The organism is Echinicola sediminis (assembly GCF_054777495.1).
In genome coordinates, this window is sequence record NZ_BAAHAP010000035.1 from 32,678 (window position 1) to 59,392 (window position 26,715).

The following is a 26,715-nucleotide window of genomic DNA, read 5'->3' on the forward strand; positions in this document are numbered from 1 at the left end:
TTAAACTTTTTCCTCCAATTTTGGTTTATACATGTTTGTAGATATTGTAAAAGTAACCCCAATACAGACTGGTGAAGAAAATACTCCTCGTAGAAGATGATAGCCACGTAAGCGCGTTTATCAATAAAGGGCTTAAAGAAGAAGGCTATGAAGTAGCACTGGCGATGGATGGGAAAATCGGCCTGCAGCTCGCCAATGCCAATAGTTATGACTTGATCGTTTTGGATATTATGCTCCCTGAAATTAATGGGCTGGATGTATGCAAAGAAATTCGGGTTCAGCAGCCAACAGTGCCTATTCTTTTTCTTACAGCTTTGGGAAGTACGGAAAATGTGGTGATGGGACTGGACTCAGGGGCAGATGACTACCTGGCCAAGCCTTTTAAGTTTATCGAGCTTTTGGCACGTATACGGACTTTACTGAGACGTTCGGAATACAGCACTACTGCTGAGGGACTAAGGGAAAACATCTTCAGTTTTGATGATCTCCAGATGGACGATGATACCAAGACGGTATTGAGGGACGGTATGGAGATAGCGCTGACTTCCACCGAGTACAGGCTGTTGCTCATGTTTATGAAAAACAAGCGTAGGGTATTGAGCAGGGTGGATATTTTGGAAGAAGTATGGGGGATAGATTTTGATATGGGGACCAACGTGGTGGATGTGTACGTCAATTATTTAAGAAAAAAGTTGGAGAAATATGGAGGGGTGAGGCTGATCCAGACAGTGATCGGCATGGGGTATGTCCTAAAGGAAGCAGAATGAAAATCCAAAATAAAATCATTTACGTCTTATTGATTATATTTTTCAGCTATACCCTGCTGTTCAGCGGGTTGATTTATTATTCCATTTCCAATTATGCCTTTACGGATTTTTATAAAAGGTTGGAGATTAGGGCAATTACTACTGCAAAATCCCAGCTGGAAAAGGAAGAAGGAGGCAATGTAATTCGGGAATTGAGGCAGGAGTACCTGGAGAAGCTGCCGGATGAAAGCATTAAGATATTCCCTCACCAGGATTCCGGGGAGTTATGGGACACGGATGGCCTGCAGCAATACCATGCCGATTTTATTGAGGAGGTGCTCAGGGAGGGGAAAAGTACTTATAACGATAGCCGCACATTCTATTATGGGACCTTGTATACCACTGTGGACCAAGAAAAGTACTTGGTACTCATTTCTGCTGAGAACTATTTCATTACCCACCATATCAGGTATTTAAGGAATCTGCTTTTCACTTCATTGGTTATTGCCTTTGTGATCATTTTATTGGTTTCATTTCTTTTTTCCAGAAAAATCATCCAACCTATCAATGATATCATCGAAAAAGTAAAGGAAATCAGCTCGGAAAATCTCCATTTAAGGCTGACCAAGAAATCCGACAATGACGATACCATCTCACAGCTTACCCATACTTTTAATGATATGCTTAATAGGTTGGAGACCTCATTCGAAACCCAAAAGAACTTTATCAGCAATGCCAGCCATGAGCTTAACACTCCCCTCACCTCAATAATAGGGGAGGCAGATGTGACCTTAAGCAAGATCAGAAAGCCGGAGGAATATATTATTTCACTGCAGACCATTTTAGAGGAAGCGGAGAAGTTGGATAAAAAGACCAAGGCCCTTTTGATGCTGGCCCAAACGGGCTTTGATGGTAAAAGACAGAAATTTGTCCGGTTGCGGACTGACCAGTTGATTTTGGATGTAAAGGACACCGTGGAAAAAATCAATCCGGGTAGTAAAATAGTGCTGGACTTCAGCTTATTACCTGAAAATCCCTACCTGCTGAAGATCCACGCCAATGAAGCCTTGCTCCATCTGGCACTTTCCAATATTTTGCTTAACGGCTGCAAATACTCCGATTACCGTCCTGTTCATGTAGCCTTGGGCGTGGCAGATAAAAAGGTGTTTATCATCGTCAAAGATGATGGGATAGGGATTCCTGAGGAAGAACTGAAATTTATTTACGATCCCTATTTCAGGGCTTCCAATACCAAAAAACATGAAGGGTACGGCATTGGATTGCCTTTGGCCAGAAACATTATTAAAATGCACCAAGGTGAACTGCTGGTAAGTTCAAAGGAAAACGAAGGAACCACGGTTCAGGTGATTTTAAAAATGCATCAAATGAACTAAGAAAATTCTAATCTCATCTTAATTTTATTCTTATACTTTTTTAATGGTTGGGGTGTAGTTTTACCTTCGATCGAAATAAATTTTGTATTTGATGAGAAAAACAGTGGTAATTCCAACTGATTTTACGGTTAAATCATTGAACCTTGTGAAATCGGTATTGAACGCTAATGAAGAGTGTTCGCTAGAAATCATTCTTCTGCACGGCATGCATCAACCGGATTCAATTTCGGAGTTGCTTTTTTTTGAAAAGCGGGAAACCATTCGAAAAATGGAAAGTGCCGAGTTTCAATCAGCCTGCCAGTTGCTTCAAAACAAGTACGGTTCCAGGATAGAGAGCCTTAGTGCCGATCTTTTTATGGGATTCAATCAAAGTGCCTTTGAAAACTATATAGAGGGTAACAGGGTGGAGGAGATTTACGCTTTTTCTGATTATACTTTCCAGCCACGGCACAAAAGAAGCTTTGACCTGATGCCATTTATTGAAAAAGCCAGTATCAATTTGATGAGGGTGAAGTGGATAGGCCACGGAAAGAAAAAAGAGGCAGACCAGATTCAGCTGGCCTCCTTGTTCTTTGGCTATTTTAGTCCCTCCTAATCGTCCTTCCTATGCGCATAAAAGCAATGTACTTGGCTGTGGTGTTTCTCATGTGGGCTGCTGTGGCAACACTGCTGGCCAATGATTCCAGCCCCGACTCCAAGCTGCTGGGGCAATGGAAAGAAGTGATGTGGAGCTATGAGAAACTGGATCCTAAGGATAAGGTAAATTCGGAACTATCCTTGCTAATCAGCGATCAGCTAAAAAAAGAAATCAGTAAGGGACTGGTCATCCACAAGGCGGAAACCTGGGAGATCATGCCTGACGGGAAGCTCTTATTGCATAAAACAGGTGGGGATCAGGAGGAACTTCAGTGGAGGTTAAAAGGGAGGGGGCATGTCCTAAAACTGTATGGAAAAGGCACTTGCCTGGAACATTATCAGATACAGAAATTGACAGCAGATACGTTGGAAATTCATTTTAACTCAGACCTTCAGGCGCGTGGGATCATAAAAATGAAGTTTGTCAAACAAGGAATCGGAAAATAATGCTTAGAAAATTCAGTAATAGCAGGACGCTGGGTGACAATATAAAATTGGGCAGCCTTACTGCCTTTTCGGCAGGGATGGTTAATGTGGTTTCGGTCATGTTGTTTTTTGCCTTTACTTCAAATGTGACAGGACATTATGCTGTATTGGCGGAAGAAATCGCCAAGGGAAACTGGTATCAGGCCGGAGTAGTGACTGCTTGGATTATGTTGTTCTTTTTTGGAGGATTTGCCGCTAATTTTATCATCATCCACCTGAACAGAACTTCTACATATTTAGCACATGCACTGCCTGTGGTGCTTGAAATCTGCTGTTTGCTCATAGTGGGGACGTATGTACAGTTTTACTATGCCGAAACACTCCTTGAAACGGAGCTATTGGTGGGATTGATGCTTTTTGCCATGGGGGTGCAGAATGGGCTGACAGCAAGTATTTCAAATTCAGCAGTAAAGACAACACATTTGACCGGGCTTACTACTGACCTGGGAATGTTGTTTTCTATGTTTACCAAACGAGAATACCGTCAAAACAGCGCCCTTAAGGGAAAATTGAAAATTCAATTGGCCATCATGTTCAGCTATCTTCTTGGCGGTGTTACGGCAGGCTATATTTACCTGACCATCTCCTACAATGTGTTTTACATCGTTTGCCTGTTTTTATTGATCGTAATCGGTTATGATTACTATAAACTGAAATTCTATGAGCTGGTCCTTAGGAGGGATTTCAATGGCCGGAGAAATTATTTTCAGGGTACAAGACCTAAAAGGGAAGTATTGGAAAAAGTTTGAGTGGTTTTCTTAGTAAATACGCCGATGAAGAATTTTGAATAAAAACGATCTGGACAATGGGGTATCCAAAACTTCATTATCCGGTTTTCCAATAATCTTTCATTCTTGCTCGAACTTCACTTCTCTTAATTCTCGATTTACGATTTCAAGAATGATCTCCATTCGCATGATGACGGCTTTTAATGCTTTTTCGGAGAGTTCTTCTTTTTCAATACGTTTGACTTCATCCAACATTGAAGTGATGCCCAGACTGTTTAATGACGGTTTGAGCCGGTGGGCGAGCCTTTTTATTTCCTCCAGGTTCATTTTATCATGGGCGGCCTTTATCTCTTCCATGGTGGAAGTGGAAACGGTAATAAAAAGTTGAAGCATGTCATTTTTGAACTTGGCATTGCCAGGGGACATTTCGTCAAGTTTTTCCAGATCATAAAGTTTGTTTTCCATACTGCGCTCCAAGTTTGTTTTATGATACCTATTGCCAGTGGATGAATTCACTGTATCATTCGGAGGGGAACAAAAAGATAAATTTTAAAAGTGTTACAGTTCCCCCTCTTTCATCATTTTATATATGGTACTCTTACCGATATCCAGTTGCTGGGCAGTGGTCATGACATCATTTTCGTTCCTCTTAAGGTAATATTTTATGATGTCCCGGGTGTGCTCTTTAAGGGTTTTATGTTCCAGCATGAACACATCCTCTTTGTTGATATTATTGAATATAATATCGTCTGCCACCATTTCTTTGCCATTGGACATAACAATGGCCAATTCAATGATTGCTCTCAGCTCCCTGACGTTGCCAGGATACTGATAGCGCATTAATTTTTCTTTGGCAGATTTAGAGAGACTGATGTTGGGCATGCCGTTGTCCTGGGTAAATCCCTCAATAAAGTGTTTGGCTAAAATAAGGACATCATTTCCTCTTTCCCGTAAAGGAGGCAAATCGATGGGAAGCCCCATTATCCTGTAAAAAAGATCCTCCCGGAATTCATTTTTCTTGACTTTCTCAGCCAAATTCTGGTGGGTGGCCACCACCAATCTGACATCAAGCTTTATTTTGTCATGACCACCTACGCGGGTTACTTCCCTTTCCTGGAGTACTCTAAGCAACTTACTTTGATTGTTTGGATCCAGTTCGGCAATTTCATCCAAAAAAAGCGTGCCTCCGTTTGCCGCCTCAAACTTACCGGTTTTTCGGGCTACTGCTCCGGTGAATGCCCCCTTTTCATGGCCAAAGAGTTCACTTTCGATCAGTTCGTTGGGAATTGCAGCCATATTTACGGCCACAAAGTTTTTGTTTTTCCGCTTGCTGTTATAGTGGATGGCCTTGGCAACTACTTCCTTACCGGTTCCGGTCTCCCCGGTTATGGAGACATTAATATTGGTTGTGATGGCTTTTTCAATGAGCCCAAAAACCTTTTGCAAGGCCTGGCTATTGCCGATAATGGTATTTTGGAACGTAAATTTTTTTCCCAGTTCCTCCTTGAGACTTTCTACTTCTTTTTTGAGCTTTTGGTTTTCCCTTATGCGGATGATACTGTTCCACAGTAGGTCTTTGGTGGCATCATCTTTTAGCAAATAATCATTAATGCCCATTTTTAGTAGTTTGACAGCCAGGGCAATGTCTTCCTGTGAGCTGACCACGACCACGGGGATATCAGCATCGTATTCTCTGATCTTTAAAAACAATTCATCCCCCTTCATATCCGGCAATTTAAGATCTAAAGTGATCAGATCCGGCTTTAGATGCAGATGAGAAAGCAAGTCCTTTCCCGTTTCAAACCGCCTGACATGGTAATCAGGATTTAGTCCCAAATGGTACTCGATAATTTTTCCATACCAAGGGTCGTCTTCTACGATAAAAATTTGAAATCCAGAATCAGTCATTTCTAATGAAACAATATGCTTAAAAGTTTTACTAAACGAAGATAAGAAAAAAGCGTGTTCATCGGGTCATAAAATGGAATGAATTCCAAAATATGGAAAGTTGGAATAGGTCGAAATGCGTAAAATACTGTTGTACAGTGTTTTTTCTTTATGGTATGCGATTTGGTTATAGAAACAGTATAAATGGAATTTCTTAGACGAGGAAATCACTTAAAGAGAAAAAGGTTGCTTGAATAATCCCATGATTGTCACCCATGTGCTTAGAGTAGTAAAATGAGAAAGTTGTTTATCACCCAATATCCCAACTTGTTTACACTTTAAGTAGAGCTTTCGGTCAGGGCTATCCCTGCCGGAAGCTTCTTTTATGTTGAAGAAGAAAAAAAGGTATAGGCCCCAAATATTTTAGATAAGATGGAAAAAGAAATAAATTTTAAAAGCGATAACCATTTTGTAGCCATTTTGGCCGGAGGAAAGGAAAGTTTTTTCAAGCCTGTTATTAACGATTGTGTCCCGAAACAGTTTTTGGATATCCAAGATAGGGGAGAATCTTTGCTTCAGGCTACCCTGAAGAGGTTTGAGAAAGTGGTTAGACTGGAGAATATCTATGTGGTCACCGCACAGGAGTATCTTCCGATGGTCTTAAAACAATTGCCGGATTTGCCACTGGATAATGTTCTCGCCGAACCGGAAAGTAAAAATACAGCGGCATCCATCGCATATGTCAGTTATAAGCTGGCAAAGAAGTATCCTGATGCCAATCTTACCATCGCTCCGTCAGACCATTGGATTGAAGATGAAGCCCTGTTTCAAACCACTTGTTTGAAGGCATTGGGTTTTACGGATAAATACGATGTTTTGCTGAGTCTGGGAGTTGAACCGACCTATGCCAGTTCAGACTTTGGCTATCTTAACTGTGGCGGTCAAATAGTAGGAGATACGTACGTAAATGAAGTACAGGAATTCATTGAAAAACCCGACAGGGAAACGGCTGAATTGTTTCTGGCAGACGGAGGTTATCTGTGGAATACAGGTATCTTATCCGGAAAGGCATGGGTGATATTGGATGCTCTCAAAGAGTATCAGCCTTCCATGTATAGGTTGTTTGAAAAGTATGGAAGGGATTTCAATACCTCGGGAGAAGATAAGGCCGTAAGGGTTATCTATAAAAAATGTGCAGCCATTTCCATAGACTTTGCTGTAATGGAAAACGCAAGCAATGTATATGTTCTACCGGCCTCATTTAAATGGAAGGATATAGGGAGCTGGAACCGTGCCTATGAGTATGTCTCCATAGTGCCCTATGACGGCTCTTCGTACCCGGCAAAAACCTTGATGGTGGAGAGTTCCGACTGTACAGTACATTCTCATGAAGAGAAATTAGTGGTCGTAGGGGGGCTGAATGACATGGTCATTGTCAATAGCCCAGAGGCCCTTTTGATCTGTAAGAAAGAGCTCGAGGAGCGTTTAAGAGCCTACACAGGCTTGGTCGAAAAGCAAGCGTGTATTTGAAGGATATTAACCCAATATATATTGTTTGATTGATAAGGAGACAGTTTTGATTTCATCCAGGATCTCACCGATAAGGCTCATGAGATCCTGGTCTTGAAAATTGTAACTTTCCCGCTTTTCCAGTCTAGAGGAAAGCTTAGACAGTTTTGCCGTCTTTAAAGTCGCGGCTGATCCATAGAGCTTGTGGGCAGCAGGGGATAGAGAGGTGTTGCCGGTCTGCACCAAATTATTGATCTCCCTAGCCGATTTTTCAAGTTCCTCGATACCGGATTGGAGGATGTTTTGGAACATGGGGTCATTGATGTCGGTAAAACCAAGGAAGTTCTGTAATTCTTCAATATCGAAGCCTTCAATATTATTTCCGTTGTCCTCTTTTAATTGGGACAATTCCACCTTTTCATGATTTCCCCACTTTTTCAGAAGTTGAAGAAGGTCTTCTTCCACAAAGGGTTTGGCGATGAAATCATTCATGCCGGCATTGATGCATTTTTCTTTCTCGCCTTTGATATTGCCTGCTGTCAAAGCGATAATCAAGATATCTTCCTGGGCATACTTTTCCCTGATCTGCATGGTAGTTTCCAATCCGTTCATGACGGGCATTTGAATATCCATGAAGATGATATCCGGGACCTCTTGATGGCAAAGCTCCAGCGCCTCTTTTCCGTTGACTGCTTCAAAAATGGTCACTTCATTGGAAAGGTTATTGATCACTGTTTTGGCCAACAGCATATTGATGGAATTGTCCTCCGCAATAAGAATTTTGGTGCCATCCTGGAGCATTTTGGTGGATTTTCCATTTGACTGGTTTCTTTCCTGGTGTACTTGTACGGTATTTCTGGTAACCCTCAGCAGCGCTTCATACATTTCCTGTATTTTGATAGGTTTGACCAACCTGTGCTGGATATTCAGGTCCCTACAGGCTTTTCGGATTTTGTCGTCGTCTGAGGAGCTGTGCAGGAAAATAATGGGCTGTTGCTCAAATCCTTCCCTGATTTTCCTGGCGGTTTCTATTCCGTCCATGATCGGCATATGATAGTCCATTAGGATCACATCATATTGTTCGCCGTCAATTAGCTGCTGCAAGGCTTCAAATCCGTTTTTTGCCTGGGCAGTCTGGATACCTTTAAGCTCAAACATTCTTTCAAGGATAATCCTATTGTTGTCATTATCATCGACAATAAGGATTTTTTGAAGATCCAGGTCATACTGCCAGGCCAGAGGATCCCCATCTTCACATTTGAGTTTCAGATCGAAGAAAAAGTTACTGCCTTTGCCCGGCTCACTTTCCAGCTGCAGGTGACTGCCCATTAGGTTGAGCAGGCTATTGGAAATGGTCAGGCCAAGTCCTGTTCCCCCGTATTTTTTGGTGGTACTGACATCTTCTTGGGAAAATGCTTCAAAGATCTTTTGCTGTTTCTCCGGCTTGATACCGATTCCGGTATCCCTGACAGAAAAGCGGATGTGCATTTCCTGATTTTCATCGATTGCTGACAATGCACTGATCTCCAGCTCTATTTCTCCAGTTTCTGTGAATTTTGAGGCGTTGCTGAGCAGGTTGACCAAAATCTGTTTGAGTCTGACACTGTCTGCCCAGGCATAGCGGGGTATGCTGGGGGAGATGTTCAATAACATCTCGAGCCCTTTCTTATGGACTTCGTAGGTGATGATATCACTGGCTTGGTCCGAAAGCTCGTAGAGGTCGCATTTGTCAATATCCAGTTCAAGCTTGCCGGCTTCAATTTTAGAAAAATCCAGAATATCGTTGATGATGTTCAGGAGGGTATTGGCAGATTGGTTGACAATGGATAGGTATTGCAATTGGGTTTCACTAAGGTTGGTTTTTAGTACCAGGTCTGTAAATCCAATGACCCCGTTGAGAGGTGTTCTTATTTCGTGGCTCATGTTTGCCAAAAACTCTGACTTAGCAATGCTTGCCTGTTCGGCCATTATTTTGGCCTTTTTCAGTTCTTCCCGTTGAAGGCAGCTTTCTGTGATGTCCTGGGTGAGCATAAGTATGCCGCCAATGCTGTTGTCAAACTGGTACCAAGGCCTGACTTCCCAGCGCAGGTATTGGTCATGGTCCCAACCTTCGGGGCGCCAGATATCTTCCTCACTTCGGATGACTTCTCCCTGAAGCACCCGTTGGTGAATTTCTTTCCACTCTTCAGAGATATTTCCAAATACCTCGTAATGGGTCCGGTTGGTAAGGTCTTGTCCCTGCAGTTTATATTCTTCCAGCCACCTGTTACTATAGGCTATGTACCTGATCTCACGGTCAAACATGGCCACAGCAGCAGGAGCATAAGTTACAAAGGCATTGAGTCTGGCTTTTTCAACAATCAGTTGCTGCTCAGCTATTTTCCTCTTGGTGATTTCAGTCGCTATCCCTAAATAACCCGTGATTTCACCTTTTTCATCCCGCATGGAGGTGATGGTCAAAGAAACATCCAAACTGGAGCCATCTTTACGGATATAGGTCCATTCACGCTCATCCGATCCTTCCACTTCCGATTTGTGGACAAATGCACGGAATCCTTCTATGTTTATTCCGTATTGCTCTGTAAGTTCTTTTCCATAGTTTTCCACTTCCAGGCGGTCATGGATGATGACGGGGCTTTGCTTCCCTATCATCTCTTCAGCATCGTACCCCAACATCTTTTCAGCCCCTTTGTTGAAAACCCTGATGGTTCCATTAACGTCGGTGGATATTATACTTACTTCAGAGGAGGCGTTAAGGACATCTTCCAGTAACTTTTTGGAACGAGCGATTTCTAATTCCGTCCTTTTTTTCTCAGTAATGTCCTGAAAAGTACCATATAAGCGAGTGCAAATGCCATTATGGAATTCGGGCTTTCCTATTGACCTCACCCATTTTTTGTTGCCTTTGTGGGTAATAAGCTGGAGTTCAATATCATAAGGAATAGCGTTATTGACCGCCTCATGAATTACCTTGTTGAGGTTTTCTAGGGATTTTTCGGGATAAAAGCCCAGGGCTTTATTGAGGTCGGGAACGAATTCAGGAGCTACCTCATGGATTTCACGGGTGATTTCGGACCAATAGATGTTGTCGGAAATAAAATCTACTTCCCATCCTCCAATCCGTGCAACGCTATTGGTTTGAAGGAGCATTTCTTTTATCCTATTATATTCACGCTCTAACTGATGCCTTTCTGTGATGTCCAGCGCATTTCCCAATACATACGGAGGTTCGTTTTCCTTTTGTTGACGGACATTGGTATAAAGCCAAAACCGCGGACTACCGTCTTTATGCATGGTTTGCATGATCCCACTGGAAATTCCATTGGTCTGGATCTCTTCTAAGTAAATGGCAATTGACTGATGGTGTTTTTCAGGAATAATGTCATAAAGTGTTTTACCGATAATTTCTTCCCTCTGATAGCCAAGGCTTTGGGCACTGGCATCATTGATCATCAAAAATGTCCCCTCCATATCATGGGAGCACATCAAGCCCATGGATTTTTCAAAAAAACGTCTGAACTGCTTTTCAGAAAAAGAAATATTGCTTAGTGCCAACTCCCTGTTGACTTCTTTTTTTATGCCACTGATAATAACATTAATCTGCTTTTCGCTCTTGTCATCAAGTTGTATGGAACTCTCGGATAGAAAATAGAGGCGTCCCCACATTTTACCGTCATTGGCAGGGACGTTTTTTATCAGTGCCTGAGCAAATTTATTTTTCCCCAGCGAAAAAGAAAAGGTAAGGAGTTCAAGATTATTTTGTTGAGAGCCAATTGCCGGATCAAGTTGATTGAAAACATCCTGATGGGCATTCCATTCTTTTTGAGACAGGCCGAGGCCGGTATGGTATTCCTGTGAGCCATTGAGAAAGCGTGTCAGAACAACTGTGGAAAAACCGGTGGAAAGTAGGGCCATTTCCATCCATTGGTGAACGGAACTTAGATCGATGGTAGCTGGGGAAGAATTGTCAATTTTATCGGGCATCAGTTTTAAAAATCTATTTTATACCTGCTTTTAGTTGTCAACTGCAATTAGAGTATTCTAATTTATACTTCTAATTTTATTTAAAAAGGAATATAATAGAATAATTATTTAGGTGCCATTGTAAAAGCATAGTGTAATTAGTTTCATTAGCATTTTTTTGCCTTGACGGTAGTGTATATTTACCTTTTGTCTTAGGATAGTCACTTCATCTCAAAATTACAATACATTTTGATCTGTTTTGTCTATTGAATTAAAATTTACATTGATTTTTTATATAAAACATCTCACGGATTTATTTTGGTCATTCTGGTCCGGATATTACTTTTGCGACTTCTTAATTAAATTAAATCTAAATAAAAATCATGAAGAAGTATTTACTCTTGGTCATACTGGTTGCCATTTGCTGTAGTACGCTTATTGCCCAAGATACCGGTGTGATAAAAGGGGAGGTGCAGGATGAATCTGGCCAATCCATTCCCTTTTCAAATGTGTTGATAAAGGGCAGTAGAAAGGGAGTCACCTCTGATGAGCATGGCCACTTTGTTCTGGAGGGCTTGTCAGCAGATAACTATACCTTAATAGTTTCTTCCATTGGATACAAAAGTACCTCTGTTAGTCTCCGCCTGTCCGAGGGAGAGACAGCATCAGTGATGGTTACTTTGAAAAATGAATCCTTGGATCTGGCCGAAATGGTGGTTTCAGCCAGTAGAAATCCAGAGTCCATAGATGAAGTGCCTTCGTCTTTTACCCTACTTCCTCGTAAGACCTTGGACGAAGCAATGGTGGTGACGACCAATATTATCGACATCCTTAGCAATAATGTACCTGGCCTGGGTCCAAGCACGGCAACCAGTAGTAATTGGGGACAGACCCTTCGGGGACGGCCTCTACTGATCATGATAGATGGGGTGCCCCAGTCCACTCCGTTACGAAACGGGGCAGTGGATCTACGATCACTAGATCCTGACCTGATAGAGCGGGTAGAGGTTATCAAAGGAGCTACGGCGGTGTATGGAAACGGCGCAGCGGGAGGTTTGATCAATTATATCACCCGGACCCCTAGGACCGCGAAAGCTTTTAACTCCAGGACTGCAGTATCCACTACCGGTTCTTTGTCAAATATTGACAATAGTGTGGGCTCTCGAATCAGTCAACTGTTTTATGGCAAGCATGGTAAGTTGGATTATACGGTAAGTGGTGTCTTCGAACAGACCGGTGAATGGAAAGATGCTGAAGGGGATGTACTTCCACCTACTTATGGCCTGGGTGAAACAGACTCCTATAATGCCTTTGTGAAATTGGGCTATTCCATCGATCCTAAGCACAGGCTGCAGTTCTCCTATAACTACTATAGTAGCGAGCAAAAAACAAATTATGTTTCCGATTTTGGGAATTATGATGATAGGGAAAAGACGAAAGCCGTTTTGGGAGCGCCTGAGGGAGTGCCTCAAGGGGTAAGAGGAAACCACAATCTTTCCCTTCGGTTCTCCGGAAAGGAAGCGTTTGCCAATACGGATTATGAAGCAGATGTTTACTATCAATCCGTGGATAATGTGTTTTTCACTTCCGATACGTTTATTGATGGTGGGCAGTCCATGATTTCGTCGGACAAAAAAGGTTTAAGGTTCCAGTTAAATACCCCCATACTGACCGAAAGGGCTGTAAACGGGCAGGTTTCTTATGGTTTGGACCTGATGAATGACATTACTTCCCAGCCTTTGGTGGATGGAAGGCAATGGGTTCCCGAGATGGACATGTTCAATACTGCTCCATTTGCCCAACTGAAACTGGATTTCTTCGATGAGTTGGTTTTTAAAGGAGGAGTGAGATTCGAGAAGGTGAATATTGGGGTGGAAGATTATAAGACCTTGGAGACCGTCAATACTTCTACAGGTGTGGTAAATCCCTCATTTGATGTAAAAGGTGGGGAGTTGGCCTATAATACCTGGCTGTTCAATGCCGGTCTGAGGTACAATAAGTGGACGTATTTTTCTCCTTATGTAAGTTTTTCCCAAGGATTCAGTGTAGCGGATATTGGTGTCATGCTACGTGCGGCAAGGGTGGATGATATCAATGCCATCAATACCGAAGCCGTGGTGGTAAACAGTTATGAAACGGGCTTTGTCAGTGAGTTTGGCCGGTTCCGCTTTGAAGGGGTTGGTTATATCAGTACCTCTGAATTGGGGACCAGCGGCAAGTTTGTGGATGGTGTTTTTGAAGTGTTGAGAAGCCCTGAAAAGATCCATGGTTTTGAGTTTGTAGTAGACATAGCGCTTACTGAGCAGCTGACTGCTGGGGCAAACTATGCCTATGTTGAAGGTAAGATGGATGGCAATGACAATGGTTCTTTTAATGATCCAGAGGATCAATACCTGGGGGGAGAAAGGATTTCTGCCCCAAAAATGGGAGGCTATCTGAGGTACCTGCTAATGGAGGATAAACTTTCACTAAAACTACAATACAGTGGAGTAGGAAACAGGGACCGTTTTGAGAAAAATGAAGCGGGTTCATACGATGTGTACAAGGCTCCCGTTGAGGCGTATCATTTGTTTGATTTGGCGGCTTCCTATAAGATGAACTCAACGGTAACACTGAATTTAGGCATCCAGAATATCTTTAATGAAGACTATTTCCCGGCCCGTTCCCAGTGGTTTACCCGTTCCAACCTGTATACCAAAGGAAAGGGGGCAGCATTTAACCTGAGTGCGGTGATCAATTTGTAATCCATCGGATTGATCTCACAAAGTATGGCTGCTTTAAGTCAAGCAGACATATTTTTCTTAAAATTTTTGATGTAAAAAAAAAGCCTCTCTTTTAGCCTCCATCAATAGGGGGATTTTGTATTGTATGCTAGGAAAAAGAAAAAAGGTGCGGTCTCCCGCACCTTGGGTTTAAAGTAATTGTAAATAAAATAGTGATGCTGTAATTCTTACCTACCGCAGTCGTTTGGAGGCTTTTGTCAAAGCCAGCTCTTTGGCTGTATTTCGGTCGGTGCCTTCAGCACGGGCGATCACAGCGCCCGGATCCTTGTTCTCTATATGACAGTAAAATTGATTACCAATCTTATAGGTGATGATTTTTAGATCGAAACCGTTTACAGTTTCGTTCTCTGTCTGATAGTTTTCGGCCTTTTCCATTGTTAAGCGCCTACCTGGATCGGGGCCCCTACCGTATTGCCCCATTCGGTCCAGGAACCGTCATAGTTCCTTACATTTGGATAGCCCAGAAGGTATTTTAGCACAAACCAAGAATGGCTGGATCGCTCCCCAATTCGGCAGTAAGCAATGACATCCTTGTCCGAAGTTACCCCTTGATCTTCATAGAGGTGTTTGAGTTCATCAAAACTTTTGAAGGTACCGTCTTCATTGCAGGCCATTGCCCAACCGATGTTTTTTGCTCCGGGTATATGTCCTCCCCGCTGACAGGTTTCAGGTAGTCCTGGAGGGGAAAGCACTTTACCACTGAATTCGTCAGCAGAGCGTACGTCCACTAGAGCCGTATTTGACGACTTGAAGGCTTCCCGTACTTGGGGCATAAAAGCGCGTAGGGCCATATTGGGGTTTTTAGCTTTATAGGAGCTTCTGTTATTGGCAGGGACAGCTTTGCTCAAGGGGCGACCTTCGGCCAACCATTTTTTACGGCCACCATTCATGATGCGGACATCCTCATGCCCATAAATTTTGAGCTGCCAAAAAGCCCAGGCAGCAAACCAGTTGTTATTATCACCATACAGCACAAGTGTGCTGTCTTCGGTGATGCCACTTTCGCTCAACAATTTTTCCAAATCGGGTTTCTTGATAATGTCCCGTTCGACAGTATCACAAAGTTGGGTTTGCCAGTTCCACCCTATGGCACCAGGTACATGTCCTTCTTCGAAGGCTTTGGTATCTACATCCACCTCTGCAATGATCACATTGGGATCCATACGGTGTTTGTCCACCCAATCCGTCGAAACGAGCATTTTAGGATTAGCGTAATCTGACATGGTTAAATTCTCCTTTCTTTTAGTTTTTGGATATGCGGTTTGGCCCAATTAGCAAGCCTGATAGATCCTTGCTAACTGTACCTCAATTTACTGTTCTTTTGCCTGACAATCAATTAAATAGGGTTGTTTTGGGGACGGTTTGAATAAATTTTTCTTGTCTAACCGCAATTGTGCCAGTAAATGAAATTCTCAAGCAGGTGTCCACGAATCCGCCACGACAAGTTTACACAGCCTGCCCCAGCGAATAACGGAAGATCTACCTGGCGCTAGACAGGTTGGCACGAATTAATTTTAAATAGATTAACTGAAACTTGATGAATTATCTGAAAATTTCATTGGTGGTTACAATGCGCATAACCAGATAAATTTTTCTGACTATCCGGGATTTTGCACGTAGTACAAATGAAACAAAGTACTTAACTGAAATCCTTCTAAAGGCCTTTGGAGCATTCGGTTTTGGGACGGTTGATGGAGGCGTTAAAAAAATGAGTTAGCTCGCGAAGTGGACGAGCGAGATCCACTCATTTTTAGCCTACGGCAAATGGCACAAAATCAAATTGAGACAAACTAATCGTAATCGAAAACCAATTCACTCAATTTGAAGAATGCTCCATGGCCTAGATTCCTGCCTCCCGGTAGGCGAGGTTTGGTTCTTTTCATCAATGGAAATGCGCAGCATTCATGAAGACCTTCAAGAACAAAACAATACCTGAATAAAAGAACAGAAAAACAATAAAAACATTATAAGATTTGGTTACGTGCAACATTGCGGATACACAGATAAATTTTTTTGATTCTTCGCAAACGCATCAGTCCCATAGCTTTGCCTGTGAAAAAAATAAACAAGGAAAGATCAGGCTTTATACTCAAAGCTTAACCAGTTGCTCTTAAATGGGGCAGGCAATATCCTGGGACTGTCAGTGGTTATAATGGCAAAATTAAATATTGTCAAAGGATGCTAGTGATTATTTGTGTTAATGAGTAGTTTTGTTCGAGTAAAATTAGCTTTTAGCCACTTTTTTTGGGTGGCCAATTAACAACTACCTAATAAAATTAGATTATCATGACAAAAGTTGCGGACATCGGATTGATCGGTCTGGCAGTAATGGGTGAAAACCTGGTGCTCAATATGGAAAGCAAAGGCTTTACCGTGGCAGTATATAATCGGACCACTGAAAAAGTGGATAAATTTATCAATGGCAGGGGAGCAGGAAAGAATTTTATCGGCGCCCATTCCATCAAGGAGCTGGTAGATTCCTTGGAAAGCCCCCGAAAGGTGATGATGCTGGTAAAGGCAGGCGATCCGGTGGATGATTTTATTGAGCAGCTTCTTCCGCACCTGGAAGAAGGAGATATCATTATCGATGGAGGAAATTCCAACTTTGAAGATACTATCCGTAGAACGGAGTATGTAGAGAGCAAAGGGTTCAAGTTTATCGGCACTGGCGTGTCAGGAGGAGAGATCGGTGCCTTGAGAGGCCCTTCCATGATGCCAGGAGGCAGTAAAGATGCTTGGCCACATGTAAAGAATATCTTCCAATCTATAGCCGCCAAGGTGGATGGCGGTGCTCCCTGCTGTGACTGGGTAGGAAGCGACGGTGCCGGTCATTATGTAAAAATGATCCATAACGGCATCGAATATGGAGATATGCAGATCATCACGGAAGCCTACCAGTTTATGAAGGATGTGCTTGGCATGAGCTATGATGAAATGCATGAGACCTTTAAAAAATGGAACAATGAGGAGCTGGACAGTTACCTGATTGAAATCACTGCAGATATCATGGCCTATAAAGATGAGGATGGTGAGCCAATGGTGGAAAAAATCCTGGATACAGCGGGTCAGAAAGGTACCGGCAAGTGGACAGGGATAGGAGCGATGCACTTGGGCGTGCCCTTGACCCTGATTGCTGAATCCGTGTTTTCCCGTTTTCTGAGTGCCCAGCTTGAACTGAGAGAGAAAGCTTCACAGGTATTTGATGCACCAGCGATCAGCTTTGATGGCGACAAAGCGGCCATGCTGGAAGATTTGAAGATGGCCGTTTACGGGGCAAAGATCATTTCCTATGCCCAAGGCTATAACTTGTTGATGGAAGCATCGAAAGCCTATAACTGGGACCTGAACTATGGCGATATAGCCTTGATGTGGAGAGGTGGCTGTATCATCCGTTCTGCCTTCTTGGGGGATATCAAAAAGGCATTTGACAAAGATCCTAAGCTGCCCCATTTACTGTTGGATTCCTTCTTTAAAGAAAAAGTTCAGGGAGCACAGAAAGGTTGGAGGAATGTTTGCGCCACGGCCATTACCAATGGTATTCCTGTCCCTTCTTTAAGTTCGGCCTTGGCCTATTTTGATGGCTTCAGAAGTAAAAGGCTGCCGGCCAACTTGCTTCAGGCCCAGCGCGACTACTTCGGTGCGCACACCTACGAAAGAGTGGACAAGGCCAGGGGAGAGTTTTTCCATACCAACTGGACCGGAGAAGGTGCCGATACGGTGTCAACAGCCTATAATAGCTGATCCATCTGTCATACAATAACATAAAAAGCCGCGTTTAGCGGCTTTTTATGTTATTGCTCAATTGAAAATCTATTTGTTATTAGGCTTCGCATTTCATTCACCGATTAGTTTTGGGGAGAATTAAAAACAGTTAAACCATTGTTCCCATTTAAGTTCCAAATAATCCTTTGATGGGATTGGAAGGAGGTCTAGGATATTATTTATCGGAGGCCACTTAAATGGAATAATAACATAGGATTTATAACTCTTTTATTTCTTTAAATTTTCTTTATGATGATGTAAAGTTTTGAATTGTTTTGATTTTGAAAAAAGTAATTACTTAATTGTAGATTCTCTTATAAAAGTACCGTATTCTATTCTAAATTTTGATATTTTCTAAACTGCTGAGTATAATCTTTAAGGTTGTTTCGGAGAAAGCCAAAATAAATTTTAGATAGGGAATATAATGAAAAAGCAATATTGGCTTAAAAATGAATGGACAAGATGGGGATAGAAAAAACTAAAGCATTTTCATTTGAAGTTAATGAACAGTTTGTCTCAAACGGTCGAAATCAACCAATAGATGATTTGACTTTATGGAGATCGTTTAAAGAAGGAAATGAGTCCGCATTTATTTTTATTTACAAAAAATACTTTGATGCTTTGATACAATATGGGCTGATGTTTAGCTCAAATGAAAATTTGGTGAAAGATGCTGTCCAAGAATTGTTTATAGATTTAAGAAAGTCTCGAAGTAAGCTTGGCGATACAACAAACATTAAATTCTACCTCTATAAATCCCTCAAAAGGAGAATTCTAAAAGAGCACAAGAAATGGTACAATAAAATACTTGAATTAAAGGACGATTACTCTTTTACCGTTTCCTATTCCCAAGAAAAGTTAATGATAGACAGGCAGCTTGATTTGGAGCAAATTGAAAAATTAAACAGAGCTCTAAGTCAGTTAAATGCTAGAAAAAAAGAAGTGATATTTTACTTTTACTACGAGGGGCTAAATTATGAACAAATCAGGCAGATAATGGGCTTGTCCAATATTAAATCTGCGAGAAATTTATTGTATAAAGCGATTAAATTTTTGAAGGATATTATCTAGCAGGCCTCCAGTCCCAACTTGCCCTTGTTATTTTTTGACGGAGTACCGATTGAGTGTTTTTTCGAATAGCTAAAATAGACTACTTACCGGCATTCACGCCTTCTAAGTATATCTTTTACAGCCTGTTTTCCAAAAAAAAAATATTTTTCTCAAAAAAGATTAAAAATAGTGATGTCATTTAGAGCCTGTAGGTCTTATACAGATATAGGGTCGAAAATTTATTAAATGAATCAACTATTAGAATTTTTAACTAATCCCGAGTTTGTGAGATGGGTAAAGGATCCGGATGAAGATCTGGAATTGTATTGGTCTACTTGGATCAAGGCTAATCCATCAAAAGTTCCCAATTTAAAAATGGCCCGAGAAATAATTTTAGGAATTCGGGTAGAAGAAAAACGGCCTGAATTTGATTTTAAGGATGAAGTCCTCAATAACATTCTTCAGGAAGATAGGGTAAGTGAAAATAAGACTCAAGGTAAGCTATCGGATGGGGAATTTGTTTCGAAAAACACCCAATGGTTTGGTCAATATTATAGGGTGGCGGCTATTATTTCCATTTGTGTGCTTTTAGCTTTTCTTTATGGAACAGCTACCAAACTGATTATTCCCGAAGCAATAAATTCTCCTATTCATAAAGTGGCTGATAAAGGTGAAAGGATGACCTTTAAGCTTCCTGATGGATCAGTGGTTTGGCTAAACAGTGGAAGTGAGCTCTCATATCCAGAGCAGTTTTTAGGCGATGAAAGAAGGGTGGTTTTAGAAGGTGAAGGTTTTTTTGAAGTAGCCCATGATCCACAAAAGCCCTTTAGAGTACAATCTTCGGAGCTGGTAACTACGGCGTTGGGTACCTCTTTTAATATAAACAATTATAAAAAAGAAAACCTCCAAATAGCACTGATAACAGGTAAAGTAGAGGTAGAGAATCTGTTGACCAAGGCCAAAAACAACCTGACTCCGGGACAGCTGCTTGATTATTCACCTGGAAGCCAGGAGACGATCATTGGTCCATTTGAGGTCAGAGAGATTACAGGTTGGAAGAAAGGAGTTTTGATTTTTAAAGAGGCGAGCTTTATCGATGTCATGAACTCATTAGAGAAATGGTACGGAGTGGAGATAGAAGTGTTGGGGGCACCAAGCAGAGAATGGAATATAGACATATCATTTGAAAATACAGGTTTGGAAAGGGTTTTAAAACGAATGGCCTATATAGAAGATTTTGAATTTGAAATAAAAGGGAAAAGTGTAATAATTAAATTTTAATCTAATGAATAAAATGATAGCAGACACATCTTAAAAAAGAACCTACCAAAACATTCTTTGGTAGGTCCTAAAGTGATGTTTATCCAAATGCCACATTGGGGAATGGGGAGCAATTGGAAAAGATCACTTCCATTAAATTATTAAAATCTAACACCATAAAATTATGAAATTAAAACTACAAAAGACAATATATATGTTGTCCAAGTTCTTTATTTATGGGTTTTTGGTTCAATTGGTGTTTCTGAATTTGGTTTTTGCCGGTGAGGTGAATGCCCAGTTTAAGAGCATAGATGAAATCAGTATAACCCTCCCGGATCAGACCATGTCCCTGGAAGATTTTTTAAACAAGGTAGAGGCCCAAACTCCCTTTCAATTTGCCTACGACCGAAATGATTTGGATGAGCACCAAAAGGTTACTTTTAGCAAAACAAATGATACCATAGAAGGATTCCTGATGCAAATTGCCCGTCAGGTGTCGGTCTCATTTCGCCAAATCAATCATGACATTGATATCAAAAAAACAGGAAAAAGCACCGCTGTTAAAGCAATTTCCCCAAAAGAAGTTGTTAGGGGCGAGGTGGTCAATGAACATGGGGAACCTATACCGGGTGCAACTATTTTGGTAAAAGGAACCACAGTAGGGGTTGCAGCGGATATCGATGGTAAATTCTCATTGGATGTTTCCGAAGGTAACACCTTGATCGTCTCCTTTGTCGGTTTCTTGTCTCAAGAGGTGGAGGTTGGAAACCAGAGTTTCCTGAAGATAAGCTTGAAGGAAGATGCCAAACAATTGGATGAGGTAGTAGTGGTTGGTTATGGTACACAGAAGAAAGCAGATTTAACGGGAGCTGTGGCAGCTATAGACGGGGAAGACATTACCTCCAGAAAAACCGTACAGGTTTCCCAAGCCCTACAAGGAGCAGTTCCTGGTGTTACTGTTACAAGAAGCAACAATGCGCCGGGAAGTACAGCTGATATCAAAATCCGAGGGATTACCACTATTGGTGATAGCAGTCCACTGGTAATTGTAGATGGAGTGCCTATCGATAATATCAATGACATTAACCCTGGAGACATAGAAAGCATGTCCGTTTTGAAAGATGCTGCCTCTGCTTCTATTTATGGCTCCAGAGCAGCAGCCGGAGTGATACTTATTACTACCAAGCGGGCTGAAGAAGGATCCTTTAGCATGACTTATGATTTTAATTATGGGGTGGAAAAGCCAACGGCTCTTCCAGCAAATGTGGGGGTCAAACGTTACATGGAAATGACCAACGAATTGCGTTGGAATGACAATGGAAACGACAATGAGTATTCCGTTTATCCCAAGGATGTCATCGATAATTATGACCAATTGCACCGTGATAATCCCAATATGTATCCCAATACCGATTGGGTGGGGTTGATTATGAACAATAATGCTCCTAGACAGAGCCATGCCTTGAACATTCGAGGAGGATCCAAAAATATCCAGACCAATGCTTCTTTTGGATATGATAAAATCGGCGCCTTATACGATGGCCGGGATTATGACCGTGTAACAGCAAGGATCAACAATAATATCACAATCAGTGATAAGTTGAGTGCAATGATAGATATAAACTATAAGGTATCAAGTTCCCTTCAGCCAACAGTGGATCCAATCTATATAATGTTAATTTCCTCTCCAGTGTATGCGGCCCTTTGGGAGGACGACAGGATCGCCAGTGGAAAATCAGGAACCAACATTTACGCACAAATGAAGTATGGGGGATTTGATGAAGATAAATTTACCGCTTTAGGAGGCCGGTTAGCACTGGATTATACTCCGATTGAAGGACTTAAATTGAGTGGTGTATTTTCCCCAAATTTAAGGTATGATAAAGGGAAGTTTTTCAGAAAACAAGTGCCCTATTATTCAGCGAATGATCCTCAACAATTTGAAGGTTATGTGGAAGGAACGGAAACAACTTACCTAATGGAGTCAAGGAATGAAGGGGAAAGATATACGGGGCAAGTTTTGGCCAATTATAACAAGTCATTTGGTTCCCATTCCTTTGATCTTTTGGGCGGGTTTGAAAATTACTATAGTAAAAGTGACTACTTGACTGCATCCAGGGATCAATATCTTCTGACGTCCTTTCCCTATTTGGATCAAGGGCCATTGGAATATAGAAACAATGGCGGTGGAGCCTCAGAAAGTACCTATCGCTCTTTTTTTGGAAGGGTGCTTTACAATTATGGAAGCAAGTACTTTTTGCAGGCGAATTTTCGAAGGGATGGTTCCTCTCGTTTTTACAGAGATTACAGATGGGGCAATTTCCCCTCAGTTTCTGCAGGATGGGTAGTCTCCAATGAAGATTTTTTGGCAAATAATAAGGTGCTTTCCTTCTTGAAATTAAGGGTGTCCTATGGTAAGTTGGGTAACGAGCGGATAGGAAATTATCCTTATCAGGCAAGTATAGGATTTGGCAATGCCCTATTTATCAAAGGGAATAATGTAGTGTCGGAGATCACAGCAGCTCAAGCAGCATATGCTATTCGCAACATCACTTGGGAGACTACCGAATCTTATGATATAGGCGTTGATTTTAATTTTTTGGAGGACAAGTTGCAAATGACAGCAGATTATTTTTATAAGGCCACTAAGGACATGCTGTTGGCTTTGGAGATCCCTGATTATCTGGGTTATACTAATCCTGACCAAAATGCGGGCTTTATGAATAGTAAAGGCTGGGAGTTTCAAGCTTCATGGAGGGATAGGATAGGAGAGTTTGAGTATGGAATATCCTTTAATGTGTCGGATGTAAAATCGACTATGGGGGATCTAAAGGGAACCCAGTTTTTAGGAAGCCAAATCGTAAAAGAAGGGAGTGAATATAATGAGTGGTACGGATACTTGTCAGATGGACTTTTTCAGACCCAGGAAGAGGTAGATAACAGCGCAACCATTAATTCCACTGTCAAACCAGGAGATGTGAAATATCTGGATATCAGTGGCCCCAATGGGGTGCCAGATGGTAATATTTCGCCTGAATACGACCGGGTTCTTTTGGGGGGATCCTTGCCCAGGTACAATTATGGCGGAAACCTAACCGCTGGGTATAAAAACTTTTCCCTGAACATGGCATTTCAAGGTATAGGAAAACAAAATTCACGAATTGACCCGATCATGGTGACTTCCCTTACCAACAATTGGGGAAACATCCCTGCTATACTTGATGGGAATTATTGGAGTCAATACAACAGTGAGCAAGAAAACCTAGAGGTGAGGTATCCCAGATTGACAAGAGTTAATGACAGTTCAAATTTAACGATGTCAGATTACTGGCTGTTTAATGGTGCATATTTCAGAATCAAGAATATTACCCTCAGGTACAGCCTACCGGAAACCTTACTATCTAAAACAGGCCTGTCAGGTCTCAGTACTTATGTGAGTGCTTCGGATTTCTGGACCATCAGTAACTACCCGAATGGGTGGGATCCGGAAGTAGCACCTACAGGTTATCCAATTACTACCCAGATTTTACTGGGGCTGAATGTTCAATTTTAAAAATGAGGTGATGAAGAACTTGATATATATCCTTTTTGCAAGTGTGATGATAGGAACATTATCCTGTAATGAGCTTGATTTATCCCCGTTGTCAGAAGGTTCCACTGATAACTGGTACAATAATGAAATAGAAATCAATATGTCCATCAATGATCTCTACAAACCGGTGTTTTGGGGGAATGACCAAGTGGACTGGACTGACGATTGGACCTATCGTGAAACTTTAACGGCGATTACCTCTGCTACCATTAATGGTGAATGGGGCACGGTCGAGGGATTGTGGGCCAATTCTTATAAAGGTATTACGAGGGCCAATACCATTATCCATAACCTAGAAGTTTCAGATATTGGTTTATCCCAGGAATCATTGAATCAGTATATTGCCGAGGCAAGATTTGCCCGTGCTTATCTGTATGCTAAGTTGGTTGCTCATTTTGGTGACGTTGTTTTTTATCAAAATATCATTGAATTGAGTGAGGCATATCATCTTAAAAGAACAGATAGGGAGGAAGTGATGGCAGCGGTTTATGAAGATTTTGATTTTGCTATCGAACACTTGCCGATTTCCTACTCCAATGATGAAATTAAGAGGGGCACCAAAGGGGCTGCATTGGCCTTTAAAGCACGTGCTGCTCTGTATAACGGTGATTATGAAATAGCCAAAGAAGCAGCAAAGGGTTGTATTGACTTGGAGGTCTATGACTTGTTTGCTGATTATGGGGATTTGTTTTTGGCGGAGAATCGCACAGCTTCTGAGATTATTTTCTCCATTCCAAGATCTACAGCATTGAATTTTGACTTAAGCGTAAGAGGATATCTTCCCAGAAACAATGGAGGATATGCTGCATACGACCCTTCTTGGGATTTATTGGCTTCCTACTTGTGTACAGACGGACTGCCTGTAGATGAATCTAGCTTATTTGACCCACACCAGCCCTTTAAAAATAGGGATCCACGATGCGGTTATACCATTGTACCGTTCCAAAGTGAGTTTTTGGGGGTGATGTATCAGCCTCACCCTGATTCTGTTGCTGTTTATAATTTCAATACAGGGGCTTATCAGACTAATAATGATACGAAAGGCAACCAGCAATATGCGTCCTTCAATGGATTGATTTGGAAAAAGGGGATCGACCAAACCTGGGTGGATGATTTTAGGGCTGAAAATAGCGCGATTGTCATAAGGTATGCGGACGTTCTGTTGATGTATGCCGAATCCGCCATTGAATTGAATGAGATTGATGAGTCTGTACTTGACGCAATGAATCAAGTGAGAGCTCGGGCCTATAAGGTTTCTCCTGACAATGTCTCCGCTTATCCTGTTGTAGAAATGAAGTCCCAGGATGAATTAAGAAGTATACTTCGGATGGAAAGAAGGATGGAGTTTGCTTTTGAGGGCTTGCGCTATATGGACTTAATTCGCTGGAGAATAGCTGAAGTAGCTTTGAACAAGCCCGACTATGGATTATTGGATCTTACTGATCTAAAAGAAAAGATCGTGGATAAAGGGCTCTGGTTTTTTCCTGAAACTCCCGAAATAGATGAAAATGGGATTCCTGATTTTTCCTCAATGGCTGATCAAGGGCTTATCAAACAATTGACCAATAGGCAATTCGATGCAAGCAAACAATATTTATGGCCGGTTCCGACGAAGGAGGTTTTGATTAACAATAACCTTAGCCAAAATTCAGGTTATTAATTACTGATTGACCAATAATGTATTGTACAACTCCCAACAGCAAATGAGTCGCTGTTGGGAGTATTCTTGCTGCGAATTATGACAAATTCAATCAGCTTATTTGCCTTTCTATTGATGGACATTTTAGCAGGCAACGCGAGGTCAAATGATCCCAATCCTATTTTTGAGTACGAGTTTTATGATGGATATGCGGCAACTGTTCATCTTAAGCATTCTACTAAAGGAGAGCCAGCGTATTATTGGGCTAAATTTCACATGCCTATATGCTTGGAGGATTTATGTAACCCAATGGATTTAATCGTGAAGTGGGACCTTCTTGGGAATTTCAAGGATTACGAAGAATTTCCCCATAATCCATTGACAAAGTTCGACCATCAAGCTTTTGATTCCTTGGATCATAGGAAGCTTAAGACAATCATTCAAAATGATGCTTCTATTCTTCAGGACTATAAAATGACCGATTTAGTTGATACCACTAAGCTGGTTTATTCCAGGGAAGTTAATGGTATGACAGGTGCTACCAACAAAACGTTTCACTCCGAAGTGGTAAGTGGTGCTGTCTATACTAGCTATGCCCTATGGCATGTGGTCAATGGTGGTATAAAAGAACAATTGAAGCAATACACACAGGGTATGCTGGACGAAGATCTTGTGGTGACCATGCTTAGATCTGATAATGAAAATTATCACCGGTTTTTTCTTGCCCAACGTACTCCTCTTTCCAACAGAGAGAAGGAAGAGGTGCTGAAGTTGGTTTTCAGTGAAAATGACTACTTAGGGGTAAAAGCGGTAGAACGTTTGGGAAAGACGTTTTGGAGTCAGGACCTGGGTGTGGCCACTGTTTTTTCACATTTTTTGAGCCTTGGTACACCAGTGAAGAATGCCGTCCTGGATTGGCTAATGGAGGTAGAGATCAGTACTGAAAATCTGGGTACGCTTATCTCTTTCTTGAAAAATGGGGAGGATATCAATAAAGTTAAAGTATATCCCATTCTTATTCAAAACAAAGAATCCCTCAATCCTACGACTCTAGAACAACTTATAGAGTATCTCACTACCATAAGAGAGGAATGGAAGCTTGAAGAATACAGGCTAATCGAAAAACTGAATTTAAAATTTGACAATAAATGAAAAAAGGAAATAATAAAAGAAGAAATTTCTTAAAGACTCTTGGAATGAGTTCAGGAGCCTTTTTACTGGGTTCTGAGGGCAATTGCATTTCAGCCGATAATTGGAAGCAATATCCTGCTGACCCAAAG

18 protein-coding genes are annotated in these 26,715 nt (G+C 41.5%); 13 read left to right on the forward strand and 5 right to left on the reverse strand.

Going from position 1 to position 26,715, the window contains the following annotated elements; translation table 11 throughout:
• Positions 1 to 71: 71 nt before the first annotated feature.
• From ACYVAA_RS10965 to ACYVAA_RS10985, 5 genes are all read left to right on the forward strand, one after another.
• Complete coding sequence (locus ACYVAA_RS10965; protein ID WP_460541515.1) at positions 72 to 767, forward strand: response regulator transcription factor; 696 nt, start codon at positions 72 to 74, stop codon at positions 765 to 767.
• A complete protein-coding gene (locus tag ACYVAA_RS10970) occupies positions 764 to 2,140 on the forward strand; it encodes a sensor histidine kinase (protein ID WP_460541517.1) in 1,377 nt (458 codons plus the stop codon). The genes ACYVAA_RS10965 and ACYVAA_RS10970 overlap by 4 nt, the downstream gene beginning before the upstream one ends.
• Positions 2,141 to 2,231: 91 nt before the next feature.
• The gene (locus ACYVAA_RS10975; RefSeq protein WP_460541519.1) at positions 2,232 to 2,735 is read left to right on the forward strand and encodes a hypothetical protein; all 504 of its coding nucleotides are present in this window, start codon (positions 2,232 to 2,234) and stop codon (positions 2,733 to 2,735) included.
• An 11-nt stretch (positions 2,736 to 2,746) separates the two neighbouring features.
• On the forward strand, positions 2,747 to 3,223 hold the full coding sequence (locus ACYVAA_RS10980) for a hypothetical protein (RefSeq protein ID WP_460541521.1): 477 nt from the start codon (positions 2,747 to 2,749) through the stop codon (positions 3,221 to 3,223).
• The gene (locus tag ACYVAA_RS10985; RefSeq protein ID WP_460541523.1) at positions 3,223 to 4,011 is read left to right on the forward strand and encodes a YoaK family protein; all 789 of its coding nucleotides are present in this window, start codon (positions 3,223 to 3,225) and stop codon (positions 4,009 to 4,011) included. The genes ACYVAA_RS10980 and ACYVAA_RS10985 overlap by 1 nt, the downstream gene beginning before the upstream one ends.
• A 99-nt stretch (positions 4,012 to 4,110) precedes the next feature.
• On the opposite strand, the gene ACYVAA_RS10990 is transcribed toward ACYVAA_RS10985, so the two are convergent.
• A complete protein-coding gene (locus ACYVAA_RS10990; protein ID WP_460541525.1) occupies positions 4,111 to 4,455 on the reverse strand; it encodes an Hpt domain-containing protein in 345 nt (114 codons plus the stop codon).
• A gap of 93 nt (positions 4,456 to 4,548) precedes the next feature.
• Positions 4,549 to 5,898 carry a sigma-54-dependent transcriptional regulator gene (locus ACYVAA_RS10995; protein ID WP_460541527.1) on the reverse strand — a complete coding sequence of 450 codons (1,350 nt, stop codon included), beginning with the start codon at positions 5,896 to 5,898 and terminating at the stop codon, positions 4,549 to 4,551.
• A gap of 411 nt (positions 5,899 to 6,309) precedes the next feature.
• On the opposite strand from ACYVAA_RS10995, the gene ACYVAA_RS11000 reads away from it, so the two are divergent.
• Positions 6,310 to 7,407 carry a mannose-1-phosphate guanylyltransferase gene (locus ACYVAA_RS11000; protein WP_460541529.1) on the forward strand — a complete coding sequence of 366 codons (1,098 nt, stop codon included), beginning with the start codon at positions 6,310 to 6,312 and terminating at the stop codon, positions 7,405 to 7,407.
• 6 nt (positions 7,408 to 7,413) lie between these two features.
• On the opposite strand, the gene ACYVAA_RS11005 is transcribed toward ACYVAA_RS11000, so the two are convergent.
• A complete protein-coding gene (locus ACYVAA_RS11005; protein WP_460541532.1) occupies positions 7,414 to 11,370 on the reverse strand; it encodes a PAS domain-containing hybrid sensor histidine kinase/response regulator in 3,957 nt (1,318 codons plus the stop codon).
• 362 nt (positions 11,371 to 11,732) lie between these two features.
• Here ACYVAA_RS11005 and ACYVAA_RS11010 point away from each other — a divergent pair, with 362 nt between their 5' ends.
• Positions 11,733 to 14,093 carry a TonB-dependent receptor gene (locus ACYVAA_RS11010; protein ID WP_460541534.1) on the forward strand — a complete coding sequence of 787 codons (2,361 nt, stop codon included), beginning with the start codon at positions 11,733 to 11,735 and terminating at the stop codon, positions 14,091 to 14,093.
• 210 nt (positions 14,094 to 14,303) lie between these two features.
• Here the strand turns inward: ACYVAA_RS11010 and ACYVAA_RS11015 are convergent, their stop codons facing one another.
• Together ACYVAA_RS11015 and ACYVAA_RS11020 are read right to left on the reverse strand one after the other, a co-directional pair.
• A complete protein-coding gene (locus tag ACYVAA_RS11015) occupies positions 14,304 to 14,507 on the reverse strand; it encodes a hypothetical protein (protein ID WP_460541536.1) in 204 nt (67 codons plus the stop codon).
• Between the two features lie 2 nt (positions 14,508 to 14,509).
• The gene (locus ACYVAA_RS11020) at positions 14,510 to 15,355 is read right to left on the reverse strand and encodes a sulfurtransferase (RefSeq protein WP_460541538.1); all 846 of its coding nucleotides are present in this window, start codon (positions 15,353 to 15,355) and stop codon (positions 14,510 to 14,512) included.
• A gap of 1,063 nt (positions 15,356 to 16,418) precedes the next feature.
• Here ACYVAA_RS11020 and gnd point away from each other — a divergent pair.
• The 6 genes from gnd to ACYVAA_RS11050 all read left to right on the forward strand — a co-directional run bounded on the left by gnd (position 16,419) and on the right by ACYVAA_RS11050 (position 26,587).
• Positions 16,419 to 17,873, forward strand: coding sequence for an NADP(+)-dependent, decarboxylating phosphogluconate dehydrogenase (gene gnd / locus ACYVAA_RS11025; RefSeq protein ID WP_460541540.1), 1,455 nt, complete (start codon positions 16,419 to 16,421; stop codon positions 17,871 to 17,873).
• A gap of 483 nt (positions 17,874 to 18,356) precedes the next feature.
• Positions 18,357 to 18,965: an RNA polymerase sigma factor gene (locus ACYVAA_RS11030; protein WP_460541542.1), complete on the forward strand. Its 609-nt coding sequence runs from the start codon at positions 18,357 to 18,359 to the stop codon at positions 18,963 to 18,965.
• A 225-nt stretch (positions 18,966 to 19,190) separates the two neighbouring features.
• The gene (locus ACYVAA_RS11035) at positions 19,191 to 20,225 is read left to right on the forward strand and encodes a FecR family protein (protein WP_460541544.1); all 1,035 of its coding nucleotides are present in this window, start codon (positions 19,191 to 19,193) and stop codon (positions 20,223 to 20,225) included.
• Positions 20,226 to 20,388: 163 nt separating this feature from the next.
• Complete coding sequence (locus ACYVAA_RS11040) at positions 20,389 to 23,757, forward strand: SusC/RagA family TonB-linked outer membrane protein (protein ID WP_460541546.1); 3,369 nt, start codon at positions 20,389 to 20,391, stop codon at positions 23,755 to 23,757.
• A gap of 10 nt (positions 23,758 to 23,767) precedes the next feature.
• Positions 23,768 to 25,456: a RagB/SusD family nutrient uptake outer membrane protein gene (locus tag ACYVAA_RS11045; protein WP_460541548.1), complete on the forward strand. Its 1,689-nt coding sequence runs from the start codon at positions 23,768 to 23,770 to the stop codon at positions 25,454 to 25,456.
• A 78-nt stretch (positions 25,457 to 25,534) separates the two neighbouring features.
• Positions 25,535 to 26,587 carry a hypothetical protein gene (locus tag ACYVAA_RS11050; RefSeq protein ID WP_460541550.1) on the forward strand — a complete coding sequence of 351 codons (1,053 nt, stop codon included), beginning with the start codon at positions 25,535 to 25,537 and terminating at the stop codon, positions 26,585 to 26,587.
• The last annotated feature ends 128 nt before the right edge of the window (positions 26,588 to 26,715 follow it).